This is a genomic window from Anaerobacillus sp. MEB173, assembly GCF_052119505.1.
GTDB lineage: Bacteria > Bacillota > Bacilli > Bacillales > JBJMAU01 > JBJMAU01.
Window position 1 is genome coordinate 1 of record NZ_JBJMAU010000028.1, and the last position, 24,886, is coordinate 24,886.

Consider the following 24,886-nt stretch of genomic DNA (forward strand, 5'->3'; position numbering starts at 1 on the left):
AACTGTATATTTGGGTAATGGTCGATTCGCATCTAGAAGACCCTTTTTTTGATTAATTAGTTCGAACATTGGCTTCACCTCTCTCATTCAAACATATAAATTGAGAATACCATCGTTGTTCTGAATATACCTTCTAAACCAATTTTAATCAAATATTGATAAAAGGTATATATTTTTCTAATTTGCACTAATTTATTTCCTCAGTTGAAATCGTTGAAGAACAGCTTTCTTTGCATATGATCAAACTTACTTTTTAGATGTTAACAAGGACAAACGGTAGAATCTTTTGTTAAATTGTTAATATCGCTTTATTTATTTCAACCTAGTAGAATAATTGAATTTGTTGGCTTTTCTCTTTGTTTTCACCACATAGACTATAACCAATATTTTTATATCCCTTTAATCGCTTTTCAAACATTTTTTGTAAAACATCAACTTTTGAATCCCTCTTGCCATTGTTTATTATCAAAGTCCACAGCTAGAAAATTACACGTATTATCTTCAAGTAACGGATATATTCCTACAGTTTTTATGCCACTTAAATGTTCGTATATAACTTGGGGAGTTAATGTGCGAAATAATCGATGAGAGCAATCCTGGCATTTAATATAAGGTTTACGACAAAGCTCTTTATCCCACTCATTTTCACATACAGGTGAATAACCAGATTTACCTGTAGTACTCGATTCCCACCTTTGAGCAAAAACATCAGATCTTCCTCGAAAAATATTCATAAAAAGTTTAATTGCAGCTTTATCTTTAGGAGTAAAATCAGTAGCTGTTTTTGTTATGTTAGATGTCCGACTATACGATGTATTACGACCTTGTGCTTTATAGAGATCCTTTTTTAATTGTATATTTTCTTTTTTTAATCTATCAATCTCTTTTAAAGCTTGATTGAGCTGTTCTTGAATATCCATAAGGTTACTCCAATCATTAAAATCTTTAACTCTAGTTTAGCCAAGAATGCACGTATTTAACAGTAAAAATCTAATGAAATTAAACATTACAAGAGATGTCTTAACGTCTAAATTGATGAAAATAATTTGCATAATTACCCACAGGAGTTAAGATAGATAATTAGAAAATATTATCGAAAGGCAGACTCTTCTTCAGAATTGCACAGCTAATAATATTGTAATATTTATCACCACGTAACCAAAGAGACGAAAAAAGAGCCTTCCAAAAAGTTTTATCAACCTTTGAGAAGCCTCTAAAATAAGCACTATAATTTGAAAAATGTTAGCATTTTGTTAGCAAATCACTACAAAATCCTTATATATCAAGGGAATTAAGCGGATTTCGGACTAAAAACCGCGGCGTCCTGCTGCAACGTCAGAGTGACCAACATCCTGTTGGCCCTACATCATGCCGCCCCTAAGGTGAGAGTGTCTAATATCTTACACGCTGTGTGCGGAAAGTGCGGTATATCAATGACTTTCTATATTCTTCCTGTAACATCTTTAACGGGCTTTTACCGTTTTTCACTGGATTGCGTTAGCAAAATGTTAGCAAAACACTTCTAAACAATAATTATTTTGATCATAAAAGCCATGCATATTTTACCATTTTCCACATGTGTCGTATTTATATTTTTGACAATAAAACGATGTCAAAAAATATAGTAATTTAATATAGGACAGTATAAAGGAAGTTTAGTCTAAGAAATCCTTTCCCCGATCTGGCTTTTTTAATACTAAAGTTACCTAATTGGTTTCATTTTCAATTGTTTGTTGTGCTGCAGGCTTACCAGCTGTTACTGCATCACGATTAACAACGAATAAATAATCAGGATCTTTTTCAACAATATACTCAAACGAGACATTCATACCATGAGTTGAAACTTCAATAGACTCATCAGCAGGAAGTATTTCCAAATGCATCATGGATAATCCCAAAACGTGAACCAGTACCGTAAGCATTAATGTTTCCTTGATTTGCTAAAACCACTAAACCTGTTACATCAGCTGAAGCTTTATCATTTATTGCTGCAATTGCTTCATTAATCGCTGAGTAGTAAACTTTTACCTTATGAAAATTTAATGGAGAATAGCAAAGGGAGAGCACTTTGTAACATGACTTTTAACTAACTATTTTATAAAATACAAAAGGACTGAAGGGGAAGTCCTTTTGTCACTTTATTTTGTTTGTCATTTACGAGTGAAAGTACGATATCATTATTTGTAGTCCTATTAAACTAATTCTTATAACCAAATAATAGGAAAAATGCCATTTGAGCAGGAACTCCAAGATTAACCCCAAGCATACCAGCATCAATTTCTTCTCGGAATTAGCGGATTACTTTTGCTTTGTTAGTGTTCAAGCAAGCTCCGTTTGCAAAGTCCGATGCATTCGCTACTTTAATGCCTTCTATCAAGTCTTTTACACGCACCAGAACAGGAAATGAAAATTTCTTATTTCCAAATTTTCATTTCCTGTGTTACATTGTCAAAGATCGTCGGTCCGACAAAATAACCTTCACCTTTTACTGCGTCATCTTCAAGTCCGTTACGAATCAGTGTCCCTCCTTCTTCTACACCGGATTGAATATAGCCAAGTGTACGCTCCTTATGTCCTTCACGAATAACAGGACCGAGGAACACTGCTCCTGCGAGTGCTTGAACACGTTTGCCATTTGCTGCTGTTTTGTATACATACCCTGCTACTGGTTAAGAACCAACGAACGATACTGCTTTCACATTCTCATTTTCTAGAATGCCATTCAAGTTAAACGGTGTGATACCCCAATTACTCCGATTGGGTAACGATACATCCCTGATTCAATACCTGTAGCAATATTAGGAAACTGCTCTTCCATCATTAACGTTGGTGCACCTGCAGCAAACGTGTCCACACTTGGTTAAGTGATCATAATTTAATGGATTTTTAACATTCTTACCGCATAATAGCGGCCATATCACATAGAAAATAGCACAAGCCACGGTTGTGGTTTGTGCTATTTTCTATAGGATTATAATTCTTCTTGATTCCAAACTACTAGTTTCATTTCTGTCATTTCGGCAATCGTGTATTTAATTCCTTCACGCGCGTTACCGCTTTCTTTTACACCACCATATGGCATTTGGTCGACCCGATATGTTGGGATATCATTGATCATGACACCACCAACCTCAAGGCGTTTCGATGCTTTCATTGCTGTTTGGATATCATTAGTAAAGATTCCCGCTTGTAATCCGTATTTTGAATCATTAATATACGCTATGCCTTCTTCAACATTTTTAATTGGATTGATCGTGACAATCGGTGCAAATACCTCTTGGCAAGAGACTTTAGAGTGAGACTTTACATCTAATAGTACGGTTGGCAGTAGAATATCATTATCATCTTTACCACCCGTTACTACCTTTGCACCTTCTTGAATTGCTTCAGCAATCCAACCATTTGCTCTTTCGAGGTCTTTTTTAGAAATTAGGGCTGATAAGTCTGTTTTTTCATCTAGAGGGTCTCCTATAATTAGCTTTTCTGTTGCCTCTCTAAACTTAGAAACAAAGGTATCTAGCATACTCTCATGAATATAAATCCTTTGCAACGAGATACAGACTTGACCTTGATTCGAAAAAGCACCAATAACACATCTTGGAATAATTTTATCTAAATTTACATCCTTATCAATGATAAGCCCAGCATTAGAGCCCAGTTCTAATGCTACTTTCTTCAAACCCGCTTTCTGTCTTATACCTATCCCAACCTCTGGACTACCAGTAAACGTTATCATATTGACTTTATCACTCGTCACTAAACGATCCCCTACGATACGCCCACTTCCGGTTACTACATTGAATGCACCTTTTGGTACACCTGCTTCATTTAAAAGTTCAGCGATAAAAAAGGCTGACAAAGGCGTTTGTGTAGCTGGCTTTAATACAATCGAGTTTCCTGATGCAATCGCCGGTCCAACTTTATGAGCAACTAGGTTCATAGGGAAATTAAAAGGAGTAATCGCCCCTACAACACCAATCGGCTCACGTAATGTATACCCTAGTCGATTAGCACCGTTTTTTGCTCCGTCTAAAGGAATCATTTCCCCGTGAATTCGTTTTGCTTCTTCAGCTGCAAATTTATACGTTTCAATCGTTCGGTCTACTTCACCTAACGAGAACTTTAGTGGCTTGGCTGATTCTAACGCAATAATTTGTGCTGCCTTTAAGCGGTTTTCTGTTAACAATTGAACTAAATTCTCTAAGATCTCTGCTTTTTCATAAGCTGTTAAGTTCGCCATTACTTCTCGAGCATTATAAGCAGCTTCAATTGCCTCATCGACTTGTGCCACTGATGATTGAGGAATTTCTGCTATTTTTTCTTGTGAATACGGAGATAAAAGGTCCGAAAATTGTTCAGACTTTATCCATTCACCGTTAATATAAAGTTTCTTTTTCATTGTATTTTGTACTTCCTTTCTAGTGATTATCTTGCCAATACGCCCCCGTCAACTGGAATTAAAGCTCCTGTTACATAGTCAGAAGCAGGAGCAGCTAAAAATAAGGCAACACCTGCCACATCCTCAGGTGTTCCCCACCTTTTAGAAGGAATTCTTGCTTCAATTTGTGGTCTTCTCACCGGGTCATTCATTAGAGCTGTGTTCATTTGTGTGACCATATAACCCGGGGCGATGGCATTGACCTGAATTCCATACTCCGCCCACTCATTTGATAAGGACTTTGTTAATTGCAAGACGGCCCCTTTGCTTGTCGAATAAGCAGCAGCATTATAGCCGCCTAATACAGATAGAATCGACCCCATATTGATTATTTTTCCTGCGCCTTGCTCTTTCATTTTTGCAGCAGCTAATCGTGATAATTCAAAGGTGGAAGTTACATTTAACCCAAAAATCCGATTCCAACTGTCAAGTGAACTCTCTAAGGCAGGCCCACGGTCAATTAAACCTGCACAGTTTATCAAAATATCAATTGTGCCACCGAGTTTTTCTAAAGCAGTCTGAAAACTATCTCTTAAACTATCAATGTCTAGTAAATCACCTTTCAAAGCATGAATTTTTTGGTCATTATCATTGAATTCACTTGGTAGATCATGAATTTTTTCAGAGATATCGATAACTGCGATTTCAACTCCTGCCGTATAAAAAGCTTCAACGAGCGATCGTCCTAGCCCTTGAGCCCCGCCAGTGATGATGGCCTTTTTTCCCTTAATATCAAACGACATCGTACGCTCACCTTCTAACTATGAATGTATGCCTTTTCCTACCAGTACATTGGCTGATTCCATTAAAACTTCAGAGAGTGACGGATGAGGCTGAACCATTTGTGCCAGCTCTTCAATGGTTCCTTCCAAAAACATAAAAGCTGACGATTGTCCGATCATTTCAGTCACGTGTGCGCCAATCATAACAACTCCTAGAATCTCTCCGTACTTCTCATCGATCATTACTTTTGTAAATCCTTCTGTTTCACCCGATGCCAGTGCTTTCCCATTACTAGAAAAAGCGAATTTATTGACTTTGTAGTTGATTCCTTTTTCCTTCAATTCTACTTCCGTCATACCGACACTCGCTACTTGTGGGTTCGTGTAAATACAACGCGGCATGACTTTATAGTTCATTTTTTGTTTTGGTCCATTTAAATTTTCAACAGCTGTTAAGCCTTCAGCACTTGCTACATGCGCTAACTGCAGTCCACCAATCACATCACCGACAGCAAAAAAGTCTTTTAAGCTAGTCTCGAGGTGATCATTGACCGCTATATGCCTGCCATTCATTTGCAGATTGAGTTCTGCAACACCTGATAGATTTGGCTTACGTCCAACGGCAAGCAGAATTTCATCGGCCTGAAGTGTGTCTGTTTTGCCTTGCTTTGAGCTCACTTCGATGATTTTTCCATTCTGACCTTCTTTGACAGACGTCACTTCATATTTTGTTAACACTTTGATTCCTTTTTTCTTCAAGCTTTTCAGCAATTCTTTTGAAGCATCTTGATCTTCTGTTGGGATAATGTGATCGCCCAATTCAATAATCGTAACCGCTGTATTTAAACTTGAAAAAATATTTGCCATTTCAACACCGATCACACCGCCACCAACAATAACGATTGACGAAGGAATGGCCTCAATATTAAAAATCGTATCAGTTGTATGGTAATGGACGGATTCGACCCCTTCTATCGGCGGAACGACCGGTTGGCTGCCTGTAGCAATAATTATTTTTTCACCGGAAATTTGTTTTGTGTCAGTCTCCGTTTGAATCGAGACTACTTTATTCGAATGAATCACTCCGTAGCCGTTGTAAACATCAATTTTCCCTTGGGCTAATAAATGCTGGATACCGCTTCTTAGCGTCGCAATTACTTGATCCTTCCTTGCAAACATTTCTGTTAATGAAAGGCTGACATTTTCCGCTGTAATTCCCCAGCTTTTTGCTTTTTCAATTCCTTCAATAATTTCAGCATGCTTTAATAACGTTTTCGATGGGATACAACCGCGATTGAGACATGTGCCGCCTAGCTGATCTGTTTCAATAAGAGCCGTACGTTTTCCGTTCTGGGAAGCTCTTAGTGCGGCAACATATCCTCCTGGTCCACCACCGACAATGACTACATCATATGACTTCAATTTCGTTACCACCTTATATCATTAGTTTTAATGGGTGTTCCAATATCTCTTTTAATTCCGTCAAAAATGCGGCTGCAGGAGCGCCATCAATAATGCGGTGATCAAAAGAAAGACTAAGTACCATCATTGACCTTAAGGCAATTTCACCATTGTAAGCCACTGGTTTTTCAACGATCCTTCCGACACCTAAAATCGCAGCCTCTGGTTGATTAATTATTGGTGAAAAACCATCAACCGCATACATACCTAAATTGCTAATCGTAAAAGTACCACCTTGCATTTGTTCTGGCAGAAGCTTTCCTTCTCTGGCTAGACCGCCTAAAGTCTTACATTCTTCCGTGATTTGCGCAAGCCCCATTTTGTCAGCGCCTTTCACCACTGGAACGACCAGTCCATTCGGCACGGCGACCGCAAAGCCAACGTTAATTGCAGAATGATAGATGATTTCTTGATCCTGTAAGGAAATGTTGATTTCAGGATGATTTCTTAATGTTTGCGCCGTCGCTTTTACAATGATTTCGTTAAAAGAAAGACGATGGCCGTTCATTTTTTCAATCGCAGGAAGCAACTCTTGGCGCACATTGACACAATTGGTCATATCGATTTCGCTCGTTAATGTGACGTGAGGTGCCGTATAAGCACTTTGTGACATACGGTCTGCCACGACTTTACGGATCCCTTTCAATGGGACTCGTTTGTCTTGGGACGGACTGACAACGGTTTCTTTCTCGGCCTCTGCTGAAGGGCGAGGGGAAACAATATCGTCTTTTACAATTTTCCCGTTTAATCCTGAACCTTCCAATTGACTGTAATCTATTCCTTCGTTCTCAGCGATTTTCTTTGCTAACGGGGTAATTTTCTTTGTATTATTCTCTAAATACTTTTCTACATCAGCCTTATAGATTCGTCCAAGCGGACCTGTACCTAAAATGGCACCCAAATCCAACTGATGCTCCTCTGCTAATTTTCTTGCAGCGGGGGTTCGTCTAATTTTGTCGCCACTTGCTGTTGCTGGAGTTTTTAGGTCATTTCCCTCTCCGCTAGCTAAGGTTTCAGTTTCATTTTTTACAGGAGCGGACTCATTTGACGGTTGTTTGTCTAGCCCTTCGATATTTTCTCCTTCGTCACCTAAGTATGCGATAACATCATGGACTTTTACGACCGCATGCTCATCATGGAAGGTTTTTAGTAAAATCCCTGTTCGTTCTGCTTCAATCTCCATGACAATTTTATCCGTTTGAATTTCAACAATGGGATCGCCTTCTTCTACTTCTTCTCCTACTTGAACTAACCACGAAACAATCGTACCTTCCTCCATCGTTGCCCCTAATTTAGGCATTACTACCTCTGTAGCCATTGAAATGTCACCTCCTTACTTATTCATTAATGTTCTACATTCTTCAATAATGTCTTGTACTTGTGGAACCGCTGCTTTTTCTAATTCTGGATTGTATGGAATTGGTGTCGGTACACCGCCGAGACGTCGAATTGGTGCATCTAAATAATCAAAGATTTCACTTTCGGCAATCATGCTCGCAATTTCGGCTCCATAACCGCCTCTTTTTACCGCTTCATACGCAACGAGTACTCGACTTGTTTTCTTGACCGATTCTAAAATCGTTTCAGTATCGAGCGGAACTAAAGTACGAGGATCAATGACTTCCACACTGATTCCTTCCTTCTCTAGTTCTGCAGCTGCTTCTAGTGAACGGCTAACCATCATAGCTGTTGATACAATCGTAATGTCAGAGCCTTCCTTTTTAATATCCGCTTTACCTAATGGAATCTCATACTCTTCTTCCGGCACTTCGTTTTTCGTGTTGTAGAGCATTTTGTGTTCGTAAAATAAAACCGGGTTATCATCATTAATCGCTGCTTTCATTAATCCTTTTGCATCATACGCTGTTGATGGCTGCACGATTTTCAGACCAGGAATATGTGCCATCCATGCTTCTAAGCTTTGCGAGTGCTGTGCTGCAAACCCTGCCCCAGAGCCGCTCGGAAGGCGAACAACCATTGGAACCTTCGCCTTTCCTCCAAACATATACCGCATCTTTGCTGCTTGGTTGACGATATTATCCATCGCGATCACAATGAAATCCGAAAATTGAATTTCCAAAATCGGTCTCATCCCAGTCATTGCTGCACCGACTGCACAGCCGCTAATTGCACTTTCAGAAATAGGCGTATTTCTTACTCGTTCCGGGCCAAACTCCTCAATCATGCCATTCGTAAGACCGAAAGCCCCTCCGTAAATACCGATATCTTCACCCATAATAAAAACATCTTCATTACTGCGCATTTCTTGACTCATTGATTCTCTAATTGCTTCTAAGTACGTAATTTCTCTCACTGTATTCATCCCTTTCCATTATGCATAAATGTCGGTTGTTAACGTATCCAATCCTGGTGCCGGACTGTTTTCAGCAAATTCTACAGCATCATCCATATCGGCTTGAACCTTTTTATTTAACTCGTTAAACTCGTCTTCAGTCATGATATTTTCGGCAATGAGCTGATCCTTAAATAAAGCGATCGGATCCTTCATTTTCTTCCACTCTTTTTCTTCTTCTCTTGTACGATACTTTCTTGCATCACTACGAGAATGACCTCTCCAGCGGTATGTTTCTGCCTCAATAAGCGTTGGGCCTTCCCCGCGTCTTGCTCTATCCACCGCTTGCTCTGTTGCTTTTACAACTTCTAGCACATTGTTGCCGTCAATCGTTTCACTTGGAATCCCGTACGCCGCTCCGCGTTCGGCAATATGTTTTATGTTGGTCATCTCTTTAATCGACCCCGACATGCCGTATAAATTATTTTCACAGAAGAAAACAACAGGCAAATTCCAAATAGATGCTAAATTCAGAGATTCATGGAAAGCGCCCTCATTTGTTGCCCCATCTCCAAAGAAACAAACAACAACATAACCTAAATCTTTCATTTTGGATGTCAGTGCCGCACCCGTCGCTAAAGGCAAGCCCGCTGCTACAATCCCGTTGGCACCTAAATTACCGACATCTAAATCAGCAATATGCATTGATCCGCCTTTCCCTTTACAGTATCCGGTTTCTTTTCCCAGCAGTTCTGCCATCATTCGCTTCACTTCAGTTCCTTTGGCAATGCTATGACCATGTCCCCGGTGCGTACTTGTAATTTTATCTTCATTTGATAACGGTACGCATGCCCCAACTGCTGTTGCTTCCTGGCCAATACATAAATGCATCGTTCCGTGGATTTTTCCCTCCTGGTATAATTTCTCAACTGTTTCTTCAAAACTTCTAATAACCATCATGTCATGTAACATTGTTTTTAACTTTTCTTTTGATAGAGATGATTCTCTCACTAAGACTGACATAGAGTTACCTCCTAAATGTTTTATTCATATATAACTAATTTATATGCAATTTGTATGCCAAGTTTTTAACGCCGAGATTATCACACTTTTCCTATTATTATCATACAGAAATGATGTATAATTAAGAAAATGATGTAATTTATCATCAATTTCTTAAATAATGATGCAAGGAGACAGTTTTATGGAGAAAATATTTTCAAAAGTAAATACCATTGGGATTCTCATTATTAATAAACAAGGTGAAATCTTATTTTCAAACTCTATCACTGAAAAATACAACTATCATATTGAAACGATTATTGAGAACGCTTTACAGGGTGCTAATTCTTTTAGTCTGATAAATTTCCCAGCAGAAATTACTAGTTTTACAGAAAATAATAAAGTGATTGTTTTAATCCAACCGGTCGACGAGATGATTCGCGTAAAAAATGAATTACAACGTCTAAAAAAAGAAAAGGAATCCTTACAAGAGGTAAGAAATGAACTCAATGAGGTTATTAATTCTTCGTTTGATGGAATTGTTATCTCAGATAAAAACGGCACAATCATTCATCAAAACCCGTCCTATGAACAGATTACTGGTTTATCGGCAAAGGAATGTATTGGCAGGAACTTAAAAGATCTTGAAATTGAAGGGATTATTGATACATCAGCGTCATTACGGGCGTTAAAAGAAAATAAGGAAGTAACAATCATTCAAAAAATCAGCACTGGAGCGACCGTCCTCGTTTCTGCTGCTCCGATTCGAAACAAAGACGGAGAAATTATAAAAATCGTGAACAATGTCAGAGACTTAACCCATTTGAATTCATTGGAAGCTGAAATTCAACAGTTAGAGCGGCAAAATCAACAGATTCATCACGAGCTGGAAATTTTAAAAGAACAAAACGATCCAAAGCTTTCCCTCATTGCTCATTCAGTTATGATGAAAGATGTATTGGACCGGGCCTCACGCGTTGCCCAAATTGATTCCGGCGTGCTCATTCAAGGAGCGTCAGGGGTAGGGAAAGAGAAAATCGTCGAACTGATTCACCGCAATAGCTTTCGAAAGGACAAGCCGTTAATAAAAATCAATTGCGGTGCCATCCCTGAATCCCTGCTTGAGTCAGAGTTATTCGGCTATGAAGCAGGATCTTTTACAGGGGCGAATCAAAAAGGAAAAGCCGGCTTGTTTGAAGCAGCCAATCACGGCATTATCTTTCTAGATGAGATCGGTGAAATGCCACTCCAATTACAAGTTAAGCTGTTACGCGTATTACAAGAACAGGAGATTACACGCGTCGGTGGAACAGAGCCGATCCCGATCGATATTCGGATTATTGCGGCAACCCACCGAGATTTGGCAAAAATGATTGCTGAGGGTACATTTCGGGAAGATTTATTTTTCCGCTTAAACGTTATCCCAATCGTCATCCCCTCATTAAAAGAAAGAAAAGACGATATCATTCCTTTAACATATCATTTCTTAAAAGGGATTAATCATAAGTACGGCATTAACCGCACATTCACAAACGATGCTTTGAATGCTTTCATCAACTACGATTGGCCTGGAAATGTACGGGAGCTGCAAAATGTTGTCGAACGCGTAGCATTAATGTGCCCGAATTCGGAAGTTAATCTGGTCGATTTACAAAAAGAGTTGCAGTTCAATGATGGTTTTCAACGAAATCTCGTCCCTACATCAGTTGAACAAGCTTCAGAAGGCGTCAACCCTGAACCATTAAAAGAACAGTTGGAAGCCTTTGAAGAGAAGCTTATACGTGATGCAGTTAACGCCTATCCAAGCATCCGAAAAGCTGCCGTTGCCCTAAAAGTTGATCAATCAACACTTGTAAGAAAAATGCAAAAGTATAAGATTGAAAAATAACCGCATAAACTTAATAAAGGTAACAGGCCGAAGTTACTTTCTGTATGATCTTCCTTGCTACATAGCCCCGGCCCTTGTCCATTAAAAAAACCCCAAGTGAGTGTCATTTACTTGGGACTTTTTTCTATTCCTAATATCTTTACCGCAGGAAACCATGCGGTAAAACGGCATGCACACCTTTGATTTGATTGACAATTTGAGTGATACGCAAGTCAACAGCAACACTTGCTAAAGCAGTCGCTTCCTCCTTACTCACTCCATGCACCTCTTGGATAAGAGAGAGCATTTCCTCTAATGCAGCCACTGTTGCCTTGTTTAAATCTTCATCAAGACCGAATGTCACCCAACCTGATGGGGTGTTCGCCCGAGGCATGCGTAGGCGCATATCTTCTCTTACTGTAAACGTTAAATCAACCAGGTCCATTGGGCATTCGATCGCCTGTCCTGATACTTCTCCATCTCCTTGAGCAGCATGGCCATCTCCTACCGAAAATAGTGCCCCGTCTACAGCAATCGGCAAATACAATGTACTTCCTTTCACCAGTTCCTTACAATCGAGATTCCCTCCACAGTACCGTGGAGGAATTGTCGAGTACGTCCCCGACTCCCCAGGCGCATTGGCCATTACCCCCATAAAGGGACGAACCGGCACAGAAAAAGAACGTCCATTACGCTCACAGGTTGCCACCCCTGTTTCATAATCAATGAGCCATTCCAACCGAACTTGTTCTTTTTCAGAAATTCCTAACTGCTCATTATGCCAGTTCGTTTTTCCGGCCGCACAATTCCAGCCATACCAACTCGGAACAATCTGATTGATTTTAACCTCTAGTGTCATTCCTGCCTTTGCACCTTCAATAAAAACAGGTCCAATCAAAGGATGTCCCCAGAAATCTTCTTGCTCTCTCGATGAAAATTCTCTTCTTCTTCCATCCTTTTCGTTATATCCCATTTCAACATCAATTGTTGAGTATTGAACAGAATCGCCTGAACAAATCGTTGTAATTGGTCTATAGGAGTTATTAAACGAACGGTGCAATGTAGAATTACTCGCTTCAATCCTATGTTTTATTGACATCGTCACTTTCTCCTTTTGTTCGTTACTATGACCAGTAAGCCAAGCCATGACCATTATTTTCTTATCTCTTATAAGGCTATTCCCCATTTGGAAGAAGCAGTGTTTTATAGCCAATCTTTTGTTCAGCTAACCGAACAGCCTCTTTCCAGTTATCAATGGAAAGTTTGTTGGAAAGTAAGCGAGAGACATCGACATGCTTATACTCAAGCAGCCTTAAAGCAACCTCCCAAGAGGTGGGCTCTGTTGCAAACCCGTTTGCATAATTCAATTCCTTCATCACCATAAGGTCGGAGTCAACTTCTATTTTTTTCCCGAACAAACCCATTTGAATAAGTAAACCTTGTTTGCGTAATAAATGAATGCAGTTATGTAAAGAAACCGAGACCCCTGCACATTCAATCGCAACATCAAAGCCTTTCTTGTTCGTCAGCTTCATCAGCTGCTCTTCGGCGTCTTGATCTTCCATGTTAACCACGGCCATCGCCCCTAACTCCAGAGCTAAATCGAGACGCTTCTCATCACGCGATGTACCAACGACTACGACATTGGCGCCATTCGCTTTAGCCACCTGTAAAGCTAATAACCCAATCGTTCCCGGACCTGAAACAAAGACAAATTCCCCGGCATCGACCCTGCCTCTCTCCATAATGCATCGAACGGCGCACGCTAACGGCTCAGTAAGTGCAGCCTCATCAAGAGTAACACTTTCTGGAATTTTATAAGCTGCCTTTTCTGGAATCACGATATATTCAGCAAAGGCACCATCGACACCCGATCCAATTGACTTTCGCTCATTGCATAACATTAGAAGGCCTTGATTACAATACGTGCACGCCCCGCACGTTTCCACAGCTGTCAACGAAACCACACGGTTACCAACTTTAAAGCGGTCGACTTCTTCCCCAACCTCTACAACCACTCCAGAGTATTCATGCCCCATTACAACAGGGGCATTGCACGGATACTCATCATGGATAATATGCAGATCCGTCCCGCAAATACCTGCCGCATGAACTTTCACTTTAATTTCATGTGCCTTTGCAGCAGGTTCTTCAATCTCTTCCAAACAAACCCCTTCAATGCCTGGGAATTTCTTAACCAACGCTTTCATTTACGGTTGTTCCTCCTTTACAAAAATTGAAACCAGATAGAAAGAAACGGAATAAAACTAATAATTATTGTTGTAACAAACATGATAATAATGTATGGAAGTACAGCCCTTGATACCTTACTTATAGGCACCTTCGAAATTTGTGACGAGGCAAATAGGTTTAAGCCTACTGGCGGTGTCACTAAGCCAATCGCTAAGTTTACAACCATAACAATTCCAAAATGGACAGGGTCTATTCCAACATTGAGCGCAATCGGCAACAATAACGGAGTCAAAATTAAGATTGCGGCACTACCTTCAATAACCATTCCCACTAACAGAAGCACAATATTAATGATGATTAAGAAGATATAAGGATTCGTCGTAACATTCGACATAAAATCTGTCAGCATCGATGGAATTCCGTTGATTTGAATAAAGAAACTGAACAAACCCGACGTACCAATAATAATCATAATGACTGCTGTTGTAATTGCTGAATTAACAAACGTATCGATTAATGACTTTAGTTTTATCTCTCGATAGAGTAGGCCCGCGAGCAACGAATAAGCAACCGCTACAATAGAAGCCTCAGTCGGCGTAAAGATCCCTCCGTAAATCCCACCTAAAACAATAACTGGCATGATTAAAGCAGGAATGGCGATTCGAAACGCAACCAGCAATTCTTTGAACGAACTTTTCGGCATCTTTTCGTATTTATCTTTCGATGAAACAATATAAGCCAAAATTAATAAAGACACCGTAATTAGAAATCCTGGTATAATACCTGCCAGGAACATATCACTTACCGAAACTTGCGCAGTAATCCCGTAGAGGATCAAAGGAATACTTGGCGGGATTATAATCCCCAGTGCCCCTGACACAGACAAGGTTGCACTTGTGAAACCCGCCTCATATCCTTTAGCAATCATCGCCGGGATTAAAATCGACCCAATCGCAATAACCGTCGCTGTTCCCGACCCAGAAATTGCTGCAAAAAACATCGCCGTAATAATCGCAACCATACCTAACCCACCAGTCACATGACCAACTAAGGCGGTGGCAAAATTAACAAGACGTTTTGCAATCCCTCCCGTTTGCATCAGACCGCCAGCCAAAATAAAGAACGGTATCGCCATTAATGGAAAGGAGTTAATCGATATTAAAATACGTTGCGGAACAACAGACAAATCTAGCGACGGATGCATCATGATTCCGAAGACCGAAGCCAACCCTAATGCGACCGCAACGGGAATACTTAGAAATAAGAGTAAAAATAGCGAGACAAAAAATATTGGAATCATTTTTTCACTTCCTTAATATTTTCTAGTATGTTTGCTACGGCATTCACAATTAGAAAAAAGCCTCCTGCAGGCAATGCTACATACAACCAAAATATCGAAATACCGAGCCCTGGTAATGTTTGTCCAGAAACTTTCTCAGCAAGCAAGTAACCATAATAGAAAAGAACAAAGTAAAAGATAATCGAAAAAGCATTCACTACAATGCTTAAATACCTTTTTTTCGTATCATCGATAAGCTCTGATAGAACTTCAACAGACAACATCTGGCCTTTCCTTAAAGCAACAGCTGATCCTAAAAGAACGATGAAAACCATCAAAACCCTTGCTAATTCCTCAGACCATGATGTTGAACTTCCAACAATATACCTACTAAATACCTGCCAAAAAATGGCACATGACATAATAGCTAAGAAAAGAGCTAACATGTACTCAATGATTTTATTTGTTTTATCTACGATATTTAGTAAAAACGAAATCGAACGACTCATAATAAGATCCCCCTTCAAAAGCTACCTCTCTTAAATTCACTTAAAATATTATACTTCTCGCAAAGATTTTTCGAAAAACGATTTTAATGGTGGAACATTCTTTACCGATATAAAGATCAATCACTATAAATAAGTTAAAAGAATTACAAGTTATTAAGTGTTATACTCAGCACCTCTAGCTAAAAGAATATTCTTAAAGTGGTAATGAACCTTTCTAAATATACGAAAACCTATTTTTCACCATGAAAATCGTCTTTCGTCTAGAAAAATTTATTCTAATCAATAACTTAGGATCAAATATAGATATTAAATATAGAGAATAATCCAAGGTGGTATAACTCTCAACACCACCTTGAATTACATTACTCTACTATTGATTGTGATTGAACCCTAGTGATTAATACTCGTACGCTCTAATTTTCTCAATAAGGTCTTCACCAATAACCGGAGTCCACTTCTCGTATACTCCTTTTGTTAACTCTAGGTATTCAGCTTTTTGCTCATCAGTAAACTCATAGATTTCAAGTCCGCCTTCATTCGCTAAAAACTCTTTAGAACTTGCATACATTTCGTCAATTCTCTTACGTCCTTGTTCTCTACCATATTCTGCTGCTTCGATTAACGCTTGTTGTTGTTCTTCAGTGAATGAATTGAACTTATCAGCACTCATAGAAATAGGAGCAGCAACAAATCGAGCATCAATAATTGTTACAGAATCTTGAACATCATAGAATTTCCCTGTTTCAAGAACCATAATCGCTTGATCGTGTCCATCAATTACCCCTTGTTGTAAAGATGTGAATACTTCTGGCCATGCCATTGGCGTTGGATCAGCTCCAACAGCTCTCCAAGTGTCAATTTGAACGGCACTTTCTTGAACACGGATTTTATAACCATCAAAATCAGAGATTTCTTTTACAGTTCCTTTAGAAGTACCGACTACTACGAAACCATTCTCAACCCATGATAAGATTTTTACATTAGCTGCTTCCTCAAAGATGTCAGCTAATTCTTGACCGATTTCACCATCTAATACCGCACGAGCGTGCTCAGAGTTTTCAAAAAGGTATGGTAAATCAAACACATACATTCTTTCATCGAAGACTCCCATTGGTCCACTTGATTGAAGAGCTAAATCGAGCGTATTTTGCCCCATCATTTCATATACTTCTCTTTCTCCGCCAAATGCGTTACTATAGTGAATTTCTACAGTCATTTCATTATCCGTTAATTCTTCTAGCTTTTCCTTAAACGCTTTTGCCCCAGCATCGTTCTTCGTTCCAGGTCCCTCAGGCAAACTCATGTTTAGTACAATGCTTGCTTCATTATTACTTGTATTCGCTTCACCTGTGTCTGTTCCATTCGAACTTGTTTCTGTATTCGTATCTCCAAATCCACACCCTGTTAATGCTAAAGAAAGTGAAAGTAATGCAGTTGCTAATAATTTTTTCACAGTTAAACCCTCCTATAAAAAATGATATCTTAGTAACTTAATAGATAAAAAAGATTGTCTTCCTTCTTCCATCCCTCCATCAACTACTAGGTAATTACCCCCTAACAATTTGACCGCCATCTCAAGCTTTATAATCCACTTCAGTTTGTATCCGTTTACATTCTGAAGCAGAATGAGTCGTTTCTTTCAGTCCCCCCCTGCTATATTCAATTTCAGTTATGAAAATATGAAGATAAAAAGTTTTCAAATATCTTAAATTGCAAGTATCGTGCCAAAAGTTAAAAGCCTAAATCATAGGCAAACTTACTAAAACTGACTGAAAAATTACCGATTCTTGATGTAATAAGACATCATCATGTTCAAGATTGCATCACTTTCGCAATAATCGATGAAATTCCCATTCATGTCAGCTGAGCCTCTGCTCATTCTGCGAGATCCTTACTCTTCTATTTTTAATTTTTCTAGCTTCTGTTTCGTATTTTGCAGATGTTCTTTCATTTTCATGTGTGCAGTATTGGCATCCCGTTCCTTGATGGCTTCAAAAATGGATTTGTGCTCACCATATACTTGCTCTCTTTTCATTTTGAAGCCGATGTTTTTTTTCAAAGAAAATTTCAAGTACTTTTGGTACAAGTCAGAGATATTATCAATCGTTTGCATTAAAAATGGATTATAAGAAGCCTTTACAATAATTTGATGAAAGGTATAATCAGCTTGGTCACCGATCGTATTCTCATCATCTATTGTGCTTTTGCGAAAAACATCCAAAGCCGCTTCTAACTGTTCTATATCCTCTTGTTTATACCGCTCTGCGGCCAGGGCTGCCGCCTCTGCTTCAACGATGATCCTAAATTCAAGCAAATCTAACAGTTGTTTAATGTCAACCATCTCAATCGTCACTTTTTCCATCATATTGGCAAAATCTACTTCTCGGATCCAGTTTCCACCACCTTGGCGCGGTTCAACAATTCCTCCTGCTGCCAACACACTAATCGCTTCCCTAATCGGGACACGACTAACTTGGAACATTTTTGCCAGCTCATTTTCTGAAGGAAGCTTAGTATTTGGCTTAAACTCTCCCTTTTTGATTAACTTTTTGATTTCTTCTAAAACAAGTTCAGAGACTCTACGGCGTTGGATTGGCACTGACAAGATTTTACCCCCTTATCATTTGGCAGAGCTTACACAAGAAGCTTCTTTGCCTCGAGTTTTGGAATTCTATCCACGATGGCTTTTCCGATTTCAATCGAAGCAGTTGCTGCAGGAGAGGGGGCATTACAAATATGAATACTCCTTTTTCCGACAATAATGTGGAAATCATCAACTAAACCGCCGTCACTTTTTAATGCTTGAGCACGAACACCCGCTGGAGCAGGAACGAGATCTTCTTCTGTTACCTCTGGGATTAATTCTTGCAGGCTTTTCACAAACCTCTCCTTACTGAAGGAGCGGTACATTTCTTCAGCGCCTTCTTTTAAATATTTGCTCGCTAATTTCCAAAAGCCTTTATTTGCCATGACTTCAGAAAAGTCTTTCAAATTAAAATCAGTCTTTCTGTATCCTTCACGCTTCAAGCTCAATACTGCATTTGGTCCTGCATCGACTTCCCCGCCAATCATGCGTGTAAAGTGAACACCTAGGAATGGGAAGTTCGGATTCGGAACAGGGTAAATTAAATTTTTTACGAGGTGGCGCTTCTCAGGCTTGAGCTTGAAATATTCACCCCGAAACGGAACGATTTTCATATCAGGCAAGTATCCTGCCATCTTCGCGACCCGATCACTATGTAACCCTGCGCAGTTAATGACAAAACGGGTGTGATACGTTTGTTGGGCTGTTTCGACAATTGAAGAATTTTCGGCTTCCGTTATTTTTTCAACCTTTGCCCCTAATACAATCTCTCCGCCCTGCTTACGGATGATGTCCGCAAACACTTCACTGACTTGCTTGTAATTCACAATACCAGCCATCGGGACATGAATTGCTGCCACCCCATTAACGTGAGGCTCAATTTCGTTTAACTCCTCTGAACCTATCTTTCTAATATTCAATTCATTTTCAATCCCTCTATTAAACAAGTTATCTAATAAAGGCAGTTCTTCTATTTTAGTAGCTACAATCACTTTTCCGCAAATATCATGCTCAATGCCGTGTTCCTCACAAAATTGCCTCATCGACTGACTTCCTTGCCGGGCAAACCTCGCCTTAAAACTACCAGGCTTGTAATAAATCCCAGAATGAATTACCCCGCTGTTATGTCCCGTTTGATGCATTGCCACCACATTCTCTTTTTCCAGCAAAACTATTTTTGCATCAGGGTATTTCTCATATAAGGCCATACCTGTTGAAAGACCGACGATACCTCCCCCAACAATTGCAAAATCATACATACTAGAGCCCTCCAATTATAAGATTTATGTTCCCTTTTATTAATGCATCCAAAAAACAATCTGTAACTTGTAATACAAGCGGATTTGTAATACAAGTATAATCACATCGATTATTTATTGCAAATATTTTTTGAAAATAGAATGTATTCGGAATGCTAACCGCTGCTGTTTAGGTAATAAAAAAATAAAGTGCCTCTACATGTACTAGTTAGAGACACCCGTATCACTACCTGTTTAGTTTCGGTGGATCTCCTTTTCGAATTGCAAGCCGTACTTTGCTGCTTTTCTAATCAAAGTTGTCCGGTGTACACCTAGTTTTTTTGCACAACCTTCCATATCCAATGTCTTATTCCAGACTTCGATAATTGCTTGCTTTTCAACTTGTTCCGTAATTTCTTTTAACGATGTCACAGTCGAAAAAGGAACTGAACTTGGCATTGCTTCTTGTTCTGGCCCAAGGAGTTGATCAGGCAAATCCTCTCTTTCTACAAATCTATCATCATCGGAAAGAACGACAATTTGTTCAACCAAATGCTCCAACTCTCTAATGTTTCCCGGCCAATGATAATCCATAAAGATATCGAGAATTTCTCGTGAGAGCTTAATCGATTTCTGGTGCAGTTGATTGTACTTGCGAATAAAGTGATTCACTAGCGGAAAAATATCATCTTTTCTCTCTTTTAATGCCGGAATGCGTATCGGAACTACGGAAAGCCGATAATACAAATCTTCACGGAGCTTATTTTGCTCAATTAGCGTTAATGGATCTTTATTTGTGGCGGCGATAATTCGGATATCGACTTCTCTATCCATGAGTTCGCCAATTTTTCGGATTTTTTTATTTTGAATGACCGTCAGCAGCTTCACTTGTAATGCCATTGGCATCTCGCCAATTTCGTCCAGAAACAACGTCCCTTTGTCAGCAGCTTCAATCAAGCCTTTCTTTCCGCTACTTTTGGCTCCTGTAAATGAACCAGCATGATAACCAAACAATTCCGACTCAAATAAGTTTTCCGGGATGGCGCCACAATTAATCTCAATAAAATTTTCACCTTTCCTTTCCCCTGAACTATGAATCGCTTTGGCAATCATGCTTTTGCCTACCCCAGTGTCACCTAGCAGCATAATCGATGTATTCACATGGCTCAGCTTCTGTATGTAGTTCACTACCTTTTCCATCGCTTTACTTTTCCCAATAATTCCCGGTACGTTTGTAATTTGCGAACGTAACACATCGATTTCACTTTGTTTATCACGGATAGCACTCGATTGATCCTTTAATTCTTCACGGAGTTTATTGAGTTCTGTCATGTCATAAATCGTACTGACGATCCGTTTGATTTGACCGACTTCGTTTAAAATGGGCTTGGCTGTAACGAGCCAAACTTGCTTAGTATCTTTTATCTTTTGCAAAATTGAAATTGTTTTTTTGTACTTTAACACTTTAAGCGTACTGGAAATATCAAAATATCCTTTTTCAACTAACTCCGATACGTGTCGCCCTACGACTTCATCTTTGGATATCCCGGTTAATTCCGAATACGATTTATTAATTCGTAGCGTAAATCCTCTGCCGTCCGTGACATAAATTCCATCATGAACACCATTGATGATCATTTCCAACTCTTCATGTAAATTAGAAATCTTCTCAACATCACTTTTCAGCGGATCAATCGTCTCGTAGTAATACCGCTCATTATTTACACTAATGACATACCCTCTGCATGTGTAAAAGTAGTTATGGAGTTTAATCTTGCATTCTATAAATCTTTTCTCTTTCTCTAATTTGAGTGAGATCGGTTCTTGAAAATCATCAACAAATTGCTCCGCAGCTGAATTGAAATAGACGAGCCTGTAGTTTTTATCAAATAAAAAGACGGGATAATCTGTATGAATAATAAAATTCTTTAAGTGTTCAAGTTGAGAATGACGTGCTGACGATTTTCCTTCCATCCTATCTCCTCCTTTTTCTTTAATTTCACTAGAATAATAGGTTTACGTCAAGTGCAAGATTGCACAACAAGTGCGCACATGCACAAAAAAATGTAAAACTCACCGCCAAAAAATGCTGATTTCACAAGCTTCTAGTTTTTGGCATAGGTTTTGCAATAGTGTTATTTGAACTTAAAAAGGAGGGAAATGTATGTTAGGAAATGTTATTTCTGAATTTAACTGTAATACCGAAATCATTATGGGCAATCATTCCGTTCAGTCGATACCTGAAATTATAAAAAGCGGGAATTTTACACATGCTTTAATCGTTTCTGATGAGGGAATTGAACAAGCAGGCCTATTGGACATAATTGTACAACAGTTATCAAACGCAAATATTGACGGAACGGTATTTTCTAGTGTGGAAGCCAATCCCTCAACTTTAACAGTAGAAGCCTGCTATAAAGTATTGCAGGAAAGTCATGCCGATATCATCATCGGAATCGGTGGCGGTAGTCCCTTAGATGTTGCTAAAGCCGTTTCTATCTTAGGAACAAACGGCGGCGACATTACAGATTATGAAGGCATCAACACGGTACCTAAGCAAGGGATGCCATTGATTGCCATCCCAACAACGGCGGGGACGGCAAGTGAGGTCACGATCTTTACAGTCATTACTGATCACAACCGCGAATACAAGTTCACGGTCGGAAGCCGGCATCTCGCAGCACGTTGGGCTATCGTCGATCCTGTATTAACTCTATCTCTGCCTCCTTCATTAACAGCATCAACTGGTTTAGATGCGCTGGTCCATGCGATTGAATCGTATGTTTCTAAAAAAGCATACGTCATTAGCGAAGTTCTTGCTCTAAAGGCAATCGAACTTATTTCTGGAAGCTTACGAACGGCCGTCCATAGTGGCGATGATTTAGAAGCACGCTACAATATGCTTTACGGCAGTTTGATTGCCGGGCTGGCCTTTAATAATACCCGCTTAGGAAATGTTCACGCGATGAGCCATCCATTAAGCGCAAAATACAATGTTCCTCATGGCATTGCTAATTCGATATTGTTACCGCATGTGATGGAGTTTAATCGCGTTTCAAATCCGAATAAATTTTCAGATATTGCGATTGCCATGGGAGCCGTTACGGCAGGTAGTGGTACAGAACTAAGCCGCTCCCTTGAAGCGATCAACGCCGTTAAATCTCTATCCGAAGATATCGGTATCCCATCAACATTCAAGGACTTTGCTATCGACCCAGCAAGTATTGATGAAATGGCTGATGACGCAATGAAAAGCGGCAACATTCAAGTTAACCCTAGAAAAACGAAAAATGAAGATATCGTCAAGCTCTTTTTAAAGTGTATTCACAATGAAAATTCAACGAAAGTACCTGTATCCAACTAAAACCACAAAAATCAAAGGAGCGAATAAGATGCTAACAAAAAACGAAACCAAATTATTAGACTTTGAAAATACGAATTTATATATTAATGGTCAATTTACAAAAGCCAACAGCGGCGAGGTTTTCACGGTTTATAACCCTTCTACAAATGAAAAGGTAGCTGATGTTCCAAAAGCTGGACAAGAAGAAACTCAAGTTGCCATCGAAGCTGCCAATCAAGCCTTCCCTGCCTGGGCAAAGCTTACAGCTGGAGAACGAGCTGATTATTTAATCAAGTTAAAGGACTTACTTATTAAAAATCAAGAAGAGCTCGCAACGATCATGACGAAAGAAATGGGGAAAGTCTATCAAGAGTCATTAGGTGAAGTTGTTTATGCGGCAAAATTTTTAGAATGGTACGCCGAAGAAGGTAAACGTGTCTACGGTAGAACGATCCCCGCTTCAGCTCAAGATAAACGCTTATTTGTTACAAAACAGCCCGTCGGTGTCGTTGCGGCGATTACACCTTGGAACTTCCCCATCGCAATGCTAACGAGAAAGCTCGGCCCTGCGATCGCTTCAGGATGTACAATTGTAATTAAACCGGCATCACAAGCATCATTAACTGCTTTGGCATTTGCCACACTAGTCGAACAAGCGCAAATTCCAAATGGCGTTATAAATATCGTGACAGGAAAGACTGAAGAAATTTCTGATGAACTATTTTCAAACAAAATTATTAAGAAAATTTCATTTACAGGCTCGACAAGGGTCGGTAAAAAACTAGTCACGAAATCAGCGGACCAATTAAAGAAATTATCATTAGAGCTTGGTGGTCATGCTCCGTTTATCGTTCTTGATGATGCTAATATTGCTGATGCAGCTGAAGGAGCTGTAAACAGTAAATTTAGAAATGCTGGTCAAACTTGCGTTTGTGCCAACCGCATTTATGTTCATGAAGATGTAAAAGAACAATTCCTCGAAGAATTCAAGAAAAAAGTAGAAAGCCTTATAGTTGGAGACAGCCTCAAAAATAGTGTCGACATCGGACCGCTCGTCAATGAAAGCGGACTTGCAAAAGTAGAAGAGCATGTCCAAGATGCAATTAGTAAAGGCGGAAATGTTGTTTGTGGTGGCCAAAGAGCAGGAGATGAAAATGGTTATTTCTATACTCCAACCATTTTAGATAATGTTAATGATGAGATGAAAATTATGTTTGAAGAAACGTTCGGACCAGTAGCACCCATTGCATCGTTTTCAAATATTGACGACGTCATCATAAGTGCAAATGATACGGAATATGGTTTAGCAGCCTATATCTATACAAATGACATTAATAAAGCGATTCAACTATCAGAGAGCCTTGATTTTGGAGTTATTGGTCTCAATGATGCTATGCCGGGAGTACCACAAGCTCCATTCGGTGGAATGAAGGAAAGTGGATTTGGTCGTGAAGGTGGACAAGAAGGAATAGAAGATTATTTAGAAACAAAATTTGTTTCTCTAAAATTAAGCTAATTTTACGTTTTTTCGTCTAGGATGACTGTCGAGCATTGCAAGAGGGGATTCATTTAATTATGAGTCTCCTTTCCATTTCTCTTTAACATATATGTCTTCACTCTTACGTACTTTATTTAATCCCCATAATAATAGAAAGAGCCATTGGCTTACACTTTGTTTTTTCGTATAAAAGTGTACTAAATTTAATCAATTTTCATAAAACCTTTAGCGACTTTGCCATTAAGTGGCTTCCATCTACAGTAAATCAAAAGATGTAAAACCTGGTACAACTCGAGTTCGACTCCATGAAATCGGAAAATTGTTACCCTACTTTTCTCAATTAAAATTAAAAGACATCACCAGAAAAATGTATCAAGATGCTCTAAACGATTTAAACAGCCAAGAGTATTCTGATAGCACTAGAGAGGGAATCAATCAAACAGGAAGAACGATGTAAAA

The 24,886-nt window shown here is 39.2% G+C and carries 19 protein-coding genes and 2 pseudogenes; 4 read left to right on the forward strand and 17 right to left on the reverse strand.

Annotated elements, in window-relative coordinates; translation table 11 throughout:
• Positions 1-431: 431 nt before the first annotated feature.
• The 9 genes and pseudogenes from ACJ2A9_RS22580 to pdhA all read right to left on the reverse strand — a co-directional run bounded on the left by ACJ2A9_RS22580 (position 432) and on the right by pdhA (position 9,937).
• Positions 432-920 carry a TOTE conflict system archaeo-eukaryotic primase domain-containing protein gene (locus ACJ2A9_RS22580; RefSeq protein WP_441423965.1) on the reverse strand — a complete coding sequence of 163 codons (489 nt, stop codon included), beginning with the start codon at positions 918-920 and terminating at the stop codon, positions 432-434.
• Positions 921-1,715: 795 nt separating this feature from the next.
• Positions 1,716-2,010 (reverse strand): annotated as a pseudogene (locus ACJ2A9_RS22585) (ABC transporter substrate-binding protein); the annotation flags it as partial.
• Between the two features lie 190 nt (positions 2,011-2,200).
• Positions 2,201-2,845: pseudogene (locus ACJ2A9_RS22590) on the reverse strand (aldehyde dehydrogenase family protein); the annotation flags it as partial.
• Positions 2,846-2,971: 126 nt separating this feature from the next.
• Positions 2,972-4,399: an aldehyde dehydrogenase family protein gene (locus ACJ2A9_RS22595; protein ID WP_441423966.1), complete on the reverse strand. Its 1,428-nt coding sequence runs from the start codon at positions 4,397-4,399 to the stop codon at positions 2,972-2,974.
• Between the two features lie 26 nt (positions 4,400-4,425).
• On the reverse strand, positions 4,426-5,181 hold the full coding sequence (locus ACJ2A9_RS22600; protein WP_441423967.1) for an SDR family NAD(P)-dependent oxidoreductase: 756 nt from the start codon (positions 5,179-5,181) through the stop codon (positions 4,426-4,428).
• A gap of 18 nt (positions 5,182-5,199) precedes the next feature.
• Entirely contained in the window at positions 5,200-6,582 is a 1,383-nt protein-coding gene (gene lpdA / locus ACJ2A9_RS22605; RefSeq protein ID WP_441423968.1) for a dihydrolipoyl dehydrogenase, read from the reverse strand.
• A 13-nt stretch (positions 6,583-6,595) separates the two neighbouring features.
• A complete protein-coding gene (locus ACJ2A9_RS22610; RefSeq protein ID WP_441423969.1) occupies positions 6,596-7,939 on the reverse strand; it encodes a dihydrolipoamide acetyltransferase family protein in 1,344 nt (447 codons plus the stop codon).
• Positions 7,940-7,954: 15 nt separating this feature from the next.
• A complete protein-coding gene (locus tag ACJ2A9_RS22615; protein WP_441423970.1) occupies positions 7,955-8,935 on the reverse strand; it encodes an alpha-ketoacid dehydrogenase subunit beta in 981 nt (326 codons plus the stop codon).
• A gap of 18 nt (positions 8,936-8,953) precedes the next feature.
• Positions 8,954-9,937 carry a pyruvate dehydrogenase (acetyl-transferring) E1 component subunit alpha gene (gene pdhA / locus ACJ2A9_RS22620; protein ID WP_441423971.1) on the reverse strand — a complete coding sequence of 328 codons (984 nt, stop codon included), beginning with the start codon at positions 9,935-9,937 and terminating at the stop codon, positions 8,954-8,956.
• Positions 9,938-10,118: 181 nt separating this feature from the next.
• On the opposite strand from pdhA, the gene ACJ2A9_RS22625 reads away from it, so the two are divergent.
• Entirely contained in the window at positions 10,119-11,804 is a 1,686-nt protein-coding gene (locus ACJ2A9_RS22625) for a sigma-54 interaction domain-containing protein (protein ID WP_441423972.1), read from the forward strand.
• Positions 11,805-11,943: 139 nt separating this feature from the next.
• On the opposite strand, the gene ACJ2A9_RS22630 is transcribed toward ACJ2A9_RS22625, so the two are convergent.
• From ACJ2A9_RS22630 to ACJ2A9_RS22665, 8 genes are all read right to left on the reverse strand, one after another.
• Positions 11,944-12,882, reverse strand: coding sequence for an acetamidase/formamidase family protein (locus tag ACJ2A9_RS22630; protein ID WP_441423973.1), 939 nt, complete (start codon positions 12,880-12,882; stop codon positions 11,944-11,946).
• A gap of 76 nt (positions 12,883-12,958) precedes the next feature.
• Complete coding sequence (locus ACJ2A9_RS22635) at positions 12,959-13,993, reverse strand: alcohol dehydrogenase catalytic domain-containing protein (RefSeq protein WP_441423974.1); 1,035 nt, start codon at positions 13,991-13,993, stop codon at positions 12,959-12,961.
• Between the two features lie 17 nt (positions 13,994-14,010).
• Positions 14,011-15,276: a TRAP transporter large permease gene (locus ACJ2A9_RS22640; RefSeq protein ID WP_441423975.1), complete on the reverse strand. Its 1,266-nt coding sequence runs from the start codon at positions 15,274-15,276 to the stop codon at positions 14,011-14,013.
• Complete coding sequence (locus ACJ2A9_RS22645) at positions 15,273-15,764, reverse strand: TRAP transporter small permease (RefSeq protein WP_441423976.1); 492 nt, start codon at positions 15,762-15,764, stop codon at positions 15,273-15,275. The genes ACJ2A9_RS22640 and ACJ2A9_RS22645 overlap by 4 nt, the downstream gene beginning before the upstream one ends.
• Positions 15,765-16,161: 397 nt before the next feature.
• Entirely contained in the window at positions 16,162-17,217 is a 1,056-nt protein-coding gene (locus ACJ2A9_RS22650) for a TRAP transporter substrate-binding protein (protein WP_441423977.1), read from the reverse strand.
• A 438-nt stretch (positions 17,218-17,655) separates the two neighbouring features.
• The gene (locus tag ACJ2A9_RS22655; RefSeq protein WP_441423983.1) at positions 17,656-18,363 is read right to left on the reverse strand and encodes a FadR/GntR family transcriptional regulator; all 708 of its coding nucleotides are present in this window, start codon (positions 18,361-18,363) and stop codon (positions 17,656-17,658) included.
• 35 nt (positions 18,364-18,398) lie between these two features.
• Positions 18,399-19,607 carry an L-2-hydroxyglutarate oxidase gene (gene lhgO, locus ACJ2A9_RS22660; RefSeq protein ID WP_441423978.1) on the reverse strand — a complete coding sequence of 403 codons (1,209 nt, stop codon included), beginning with the start codon at positions 19,605-19,607 and terminating at the stop codon, positions 18,399-18,401.
• 234 nt (positions 19,608-19,841) lie between these two features.
• Entirely contained in the window at positions 19,842-21,560 is a 1,719-nt protein-coding gene (locus ACJ2A9_RS22665) for a sigma-54 interaction domain-containing protein (RefSeq protein WP_441423979.1), read from the reverse strand.
• A 190-nt stretch (positions 21,561-21,750) separates the two neighbouring features.
• Between ACJ2A9_RS22665 and ACJ2A9_RS22670 the strand changes: the two genes are divergently transcribed.
• The 3 genes from ACJ2A9_RS22670 to ACJ2A9_RS22680 all read left to right on the forward strand — a co-directional run bounded on the left by ACJ2A9_RS22670 (position 21,751) and on the right by ACJ2A9_RS22680 (position 24,884).
• On the forward strand, positions 21,751-22,950 hold the full coding sequence (locus tag ACJ2A9_RS22670) for an iron-containing alcohol dehydrogenase (protein ID WP_441423980.1): 1,200 nt from the start codon (positions 21,751-21,753) through the stop codon (positions 22,948-22,950).
• Positions 22,951-22,978: 28 nt separating this feature from the next.
• A complete protein-coding gene (locus ACJ2A9_RS22675) occupies positions 22,979-24,445 on the forward strand; it encodes an NAD-dependent succinate-semialdehyde dehydrogenase (protein WP_441423981.1) in 1,467 nt (488 codons plus the stop codon).
• Positions 24,446-24,671: 226 nt separating this feature from the next.
• Positions 24,672-24,884 (forward strand): hypothetical protein, encoded by a 213-nt coding sequence (locus ACJ2A9_RS22680; RefSeq protein ID WP_441423982.1) that lies wholly within the window; start codon positions 24,672-24,674, stop codon positions 24,882-24,884.
• Positions 24,885-24,886: the final 2 nt, after the last annotated feature.

Bases quoted from the DNA above. Each gene is read 5' to 3' on its own strand.
- ACJ2A9_RS22670 (WP_441423980.1), top strand. From the start codon at position 21,751: ATGTTAGGAAATGTTATTTCTGAATTTAACTGTAATACCGAAATCATT.
- ACJ2A9_RS22665 (WP_441423979.1), bottom strand. From the start codon at position 21,560: ATGGAAGGAAAATCGTCAGCACGTCATTCTCAACTTGAACACTTAAAG.
- ACJ2A9_RS22610 (WP_441423969.1), bottom strand. From the start codon at position 7,939: ATGGCTACAGAGGTAGTAATGCCTAAATTAGGGGCAACGATGGAGGAA.
- ACJ2A9_RS22675 (WP_441423981.1), top strand. From the start codon at position 22,979: ATGCTAACAAAAAACGAAACCAAATTATTAGACTTTGAAAATACGAAT.
- ACJ2A9_RS22645 (WP_441423976.1), bottom strand. From the start codon at position 15,764: ATGAGTCGTTCGATTTCGTTTTTACTAAATATCGTAGATAAAACAAAT.
- ACJ2A9_RS22640 (WP_441423975.1), bottom strand. From the start codon at position 15,276: ATGATTCCAATATTTTTTGTCTCGCTATTTTTACTCTTATTTCTAAGT.
- ACJ2A9_RS22635 (WP_441423974.1), bottom strand. From the start codon at position 13,993: ATGAAAGCGTTGGTTAAGAAATTCCCAGGCATTGAAGGGGTTTGTTTG.
- ACJ2A9_RS22625 (WP_441423972.1), top strand. From the start codon at position 10,119: ATGGAGAAAATATTTTCAAAAGTAAATACCATTGGGATTCTCATTATT.
- lhgO (WP_441423978.1), bottom strand. From the start codon at position 19,607: ATGTATGATTTTGCAATTGTTGGGGGAGGTATCGTCGGTCTTTCAACA.
- pdhA (WP_441423971.1), bottom strand. From the start codon at position 9,937: ATGTCAGTCTTAGTGAGAGAATCATCTCTATCAAAAGAAAAGTTAAAA.
- ACJ2A9_RS22630 (WP_441423973.1), bottom strand. From the start codon at position 12,882: ATGTCAATAAAACATAGGATTGAAGCGAGTAATTCTACATTGCACCGT.
- ACJ2A9_RS22600 (WP_441423967.1), bottom strand. From the start codon at position 5,181: ATGTCGTTTGATATTAAGGGAAAAAAGGCCATCATCACTGGCGGGGCT.
- ACJ2A9_RS22595 (WP_441423966.1), bottom strand. From the start codon at position 4,399: ATGAAAAAGAAACTTTATATTAACGGTGAATGGATAAAGTCTGAACAA.
- ACJ2A9_RS22580 (WP_441423965.1), bottom strand. From the start codon at position 920: ATGGATATTCAAGAACAGCTCAATCAAGCTTTAAAAGAGATTGATAGA.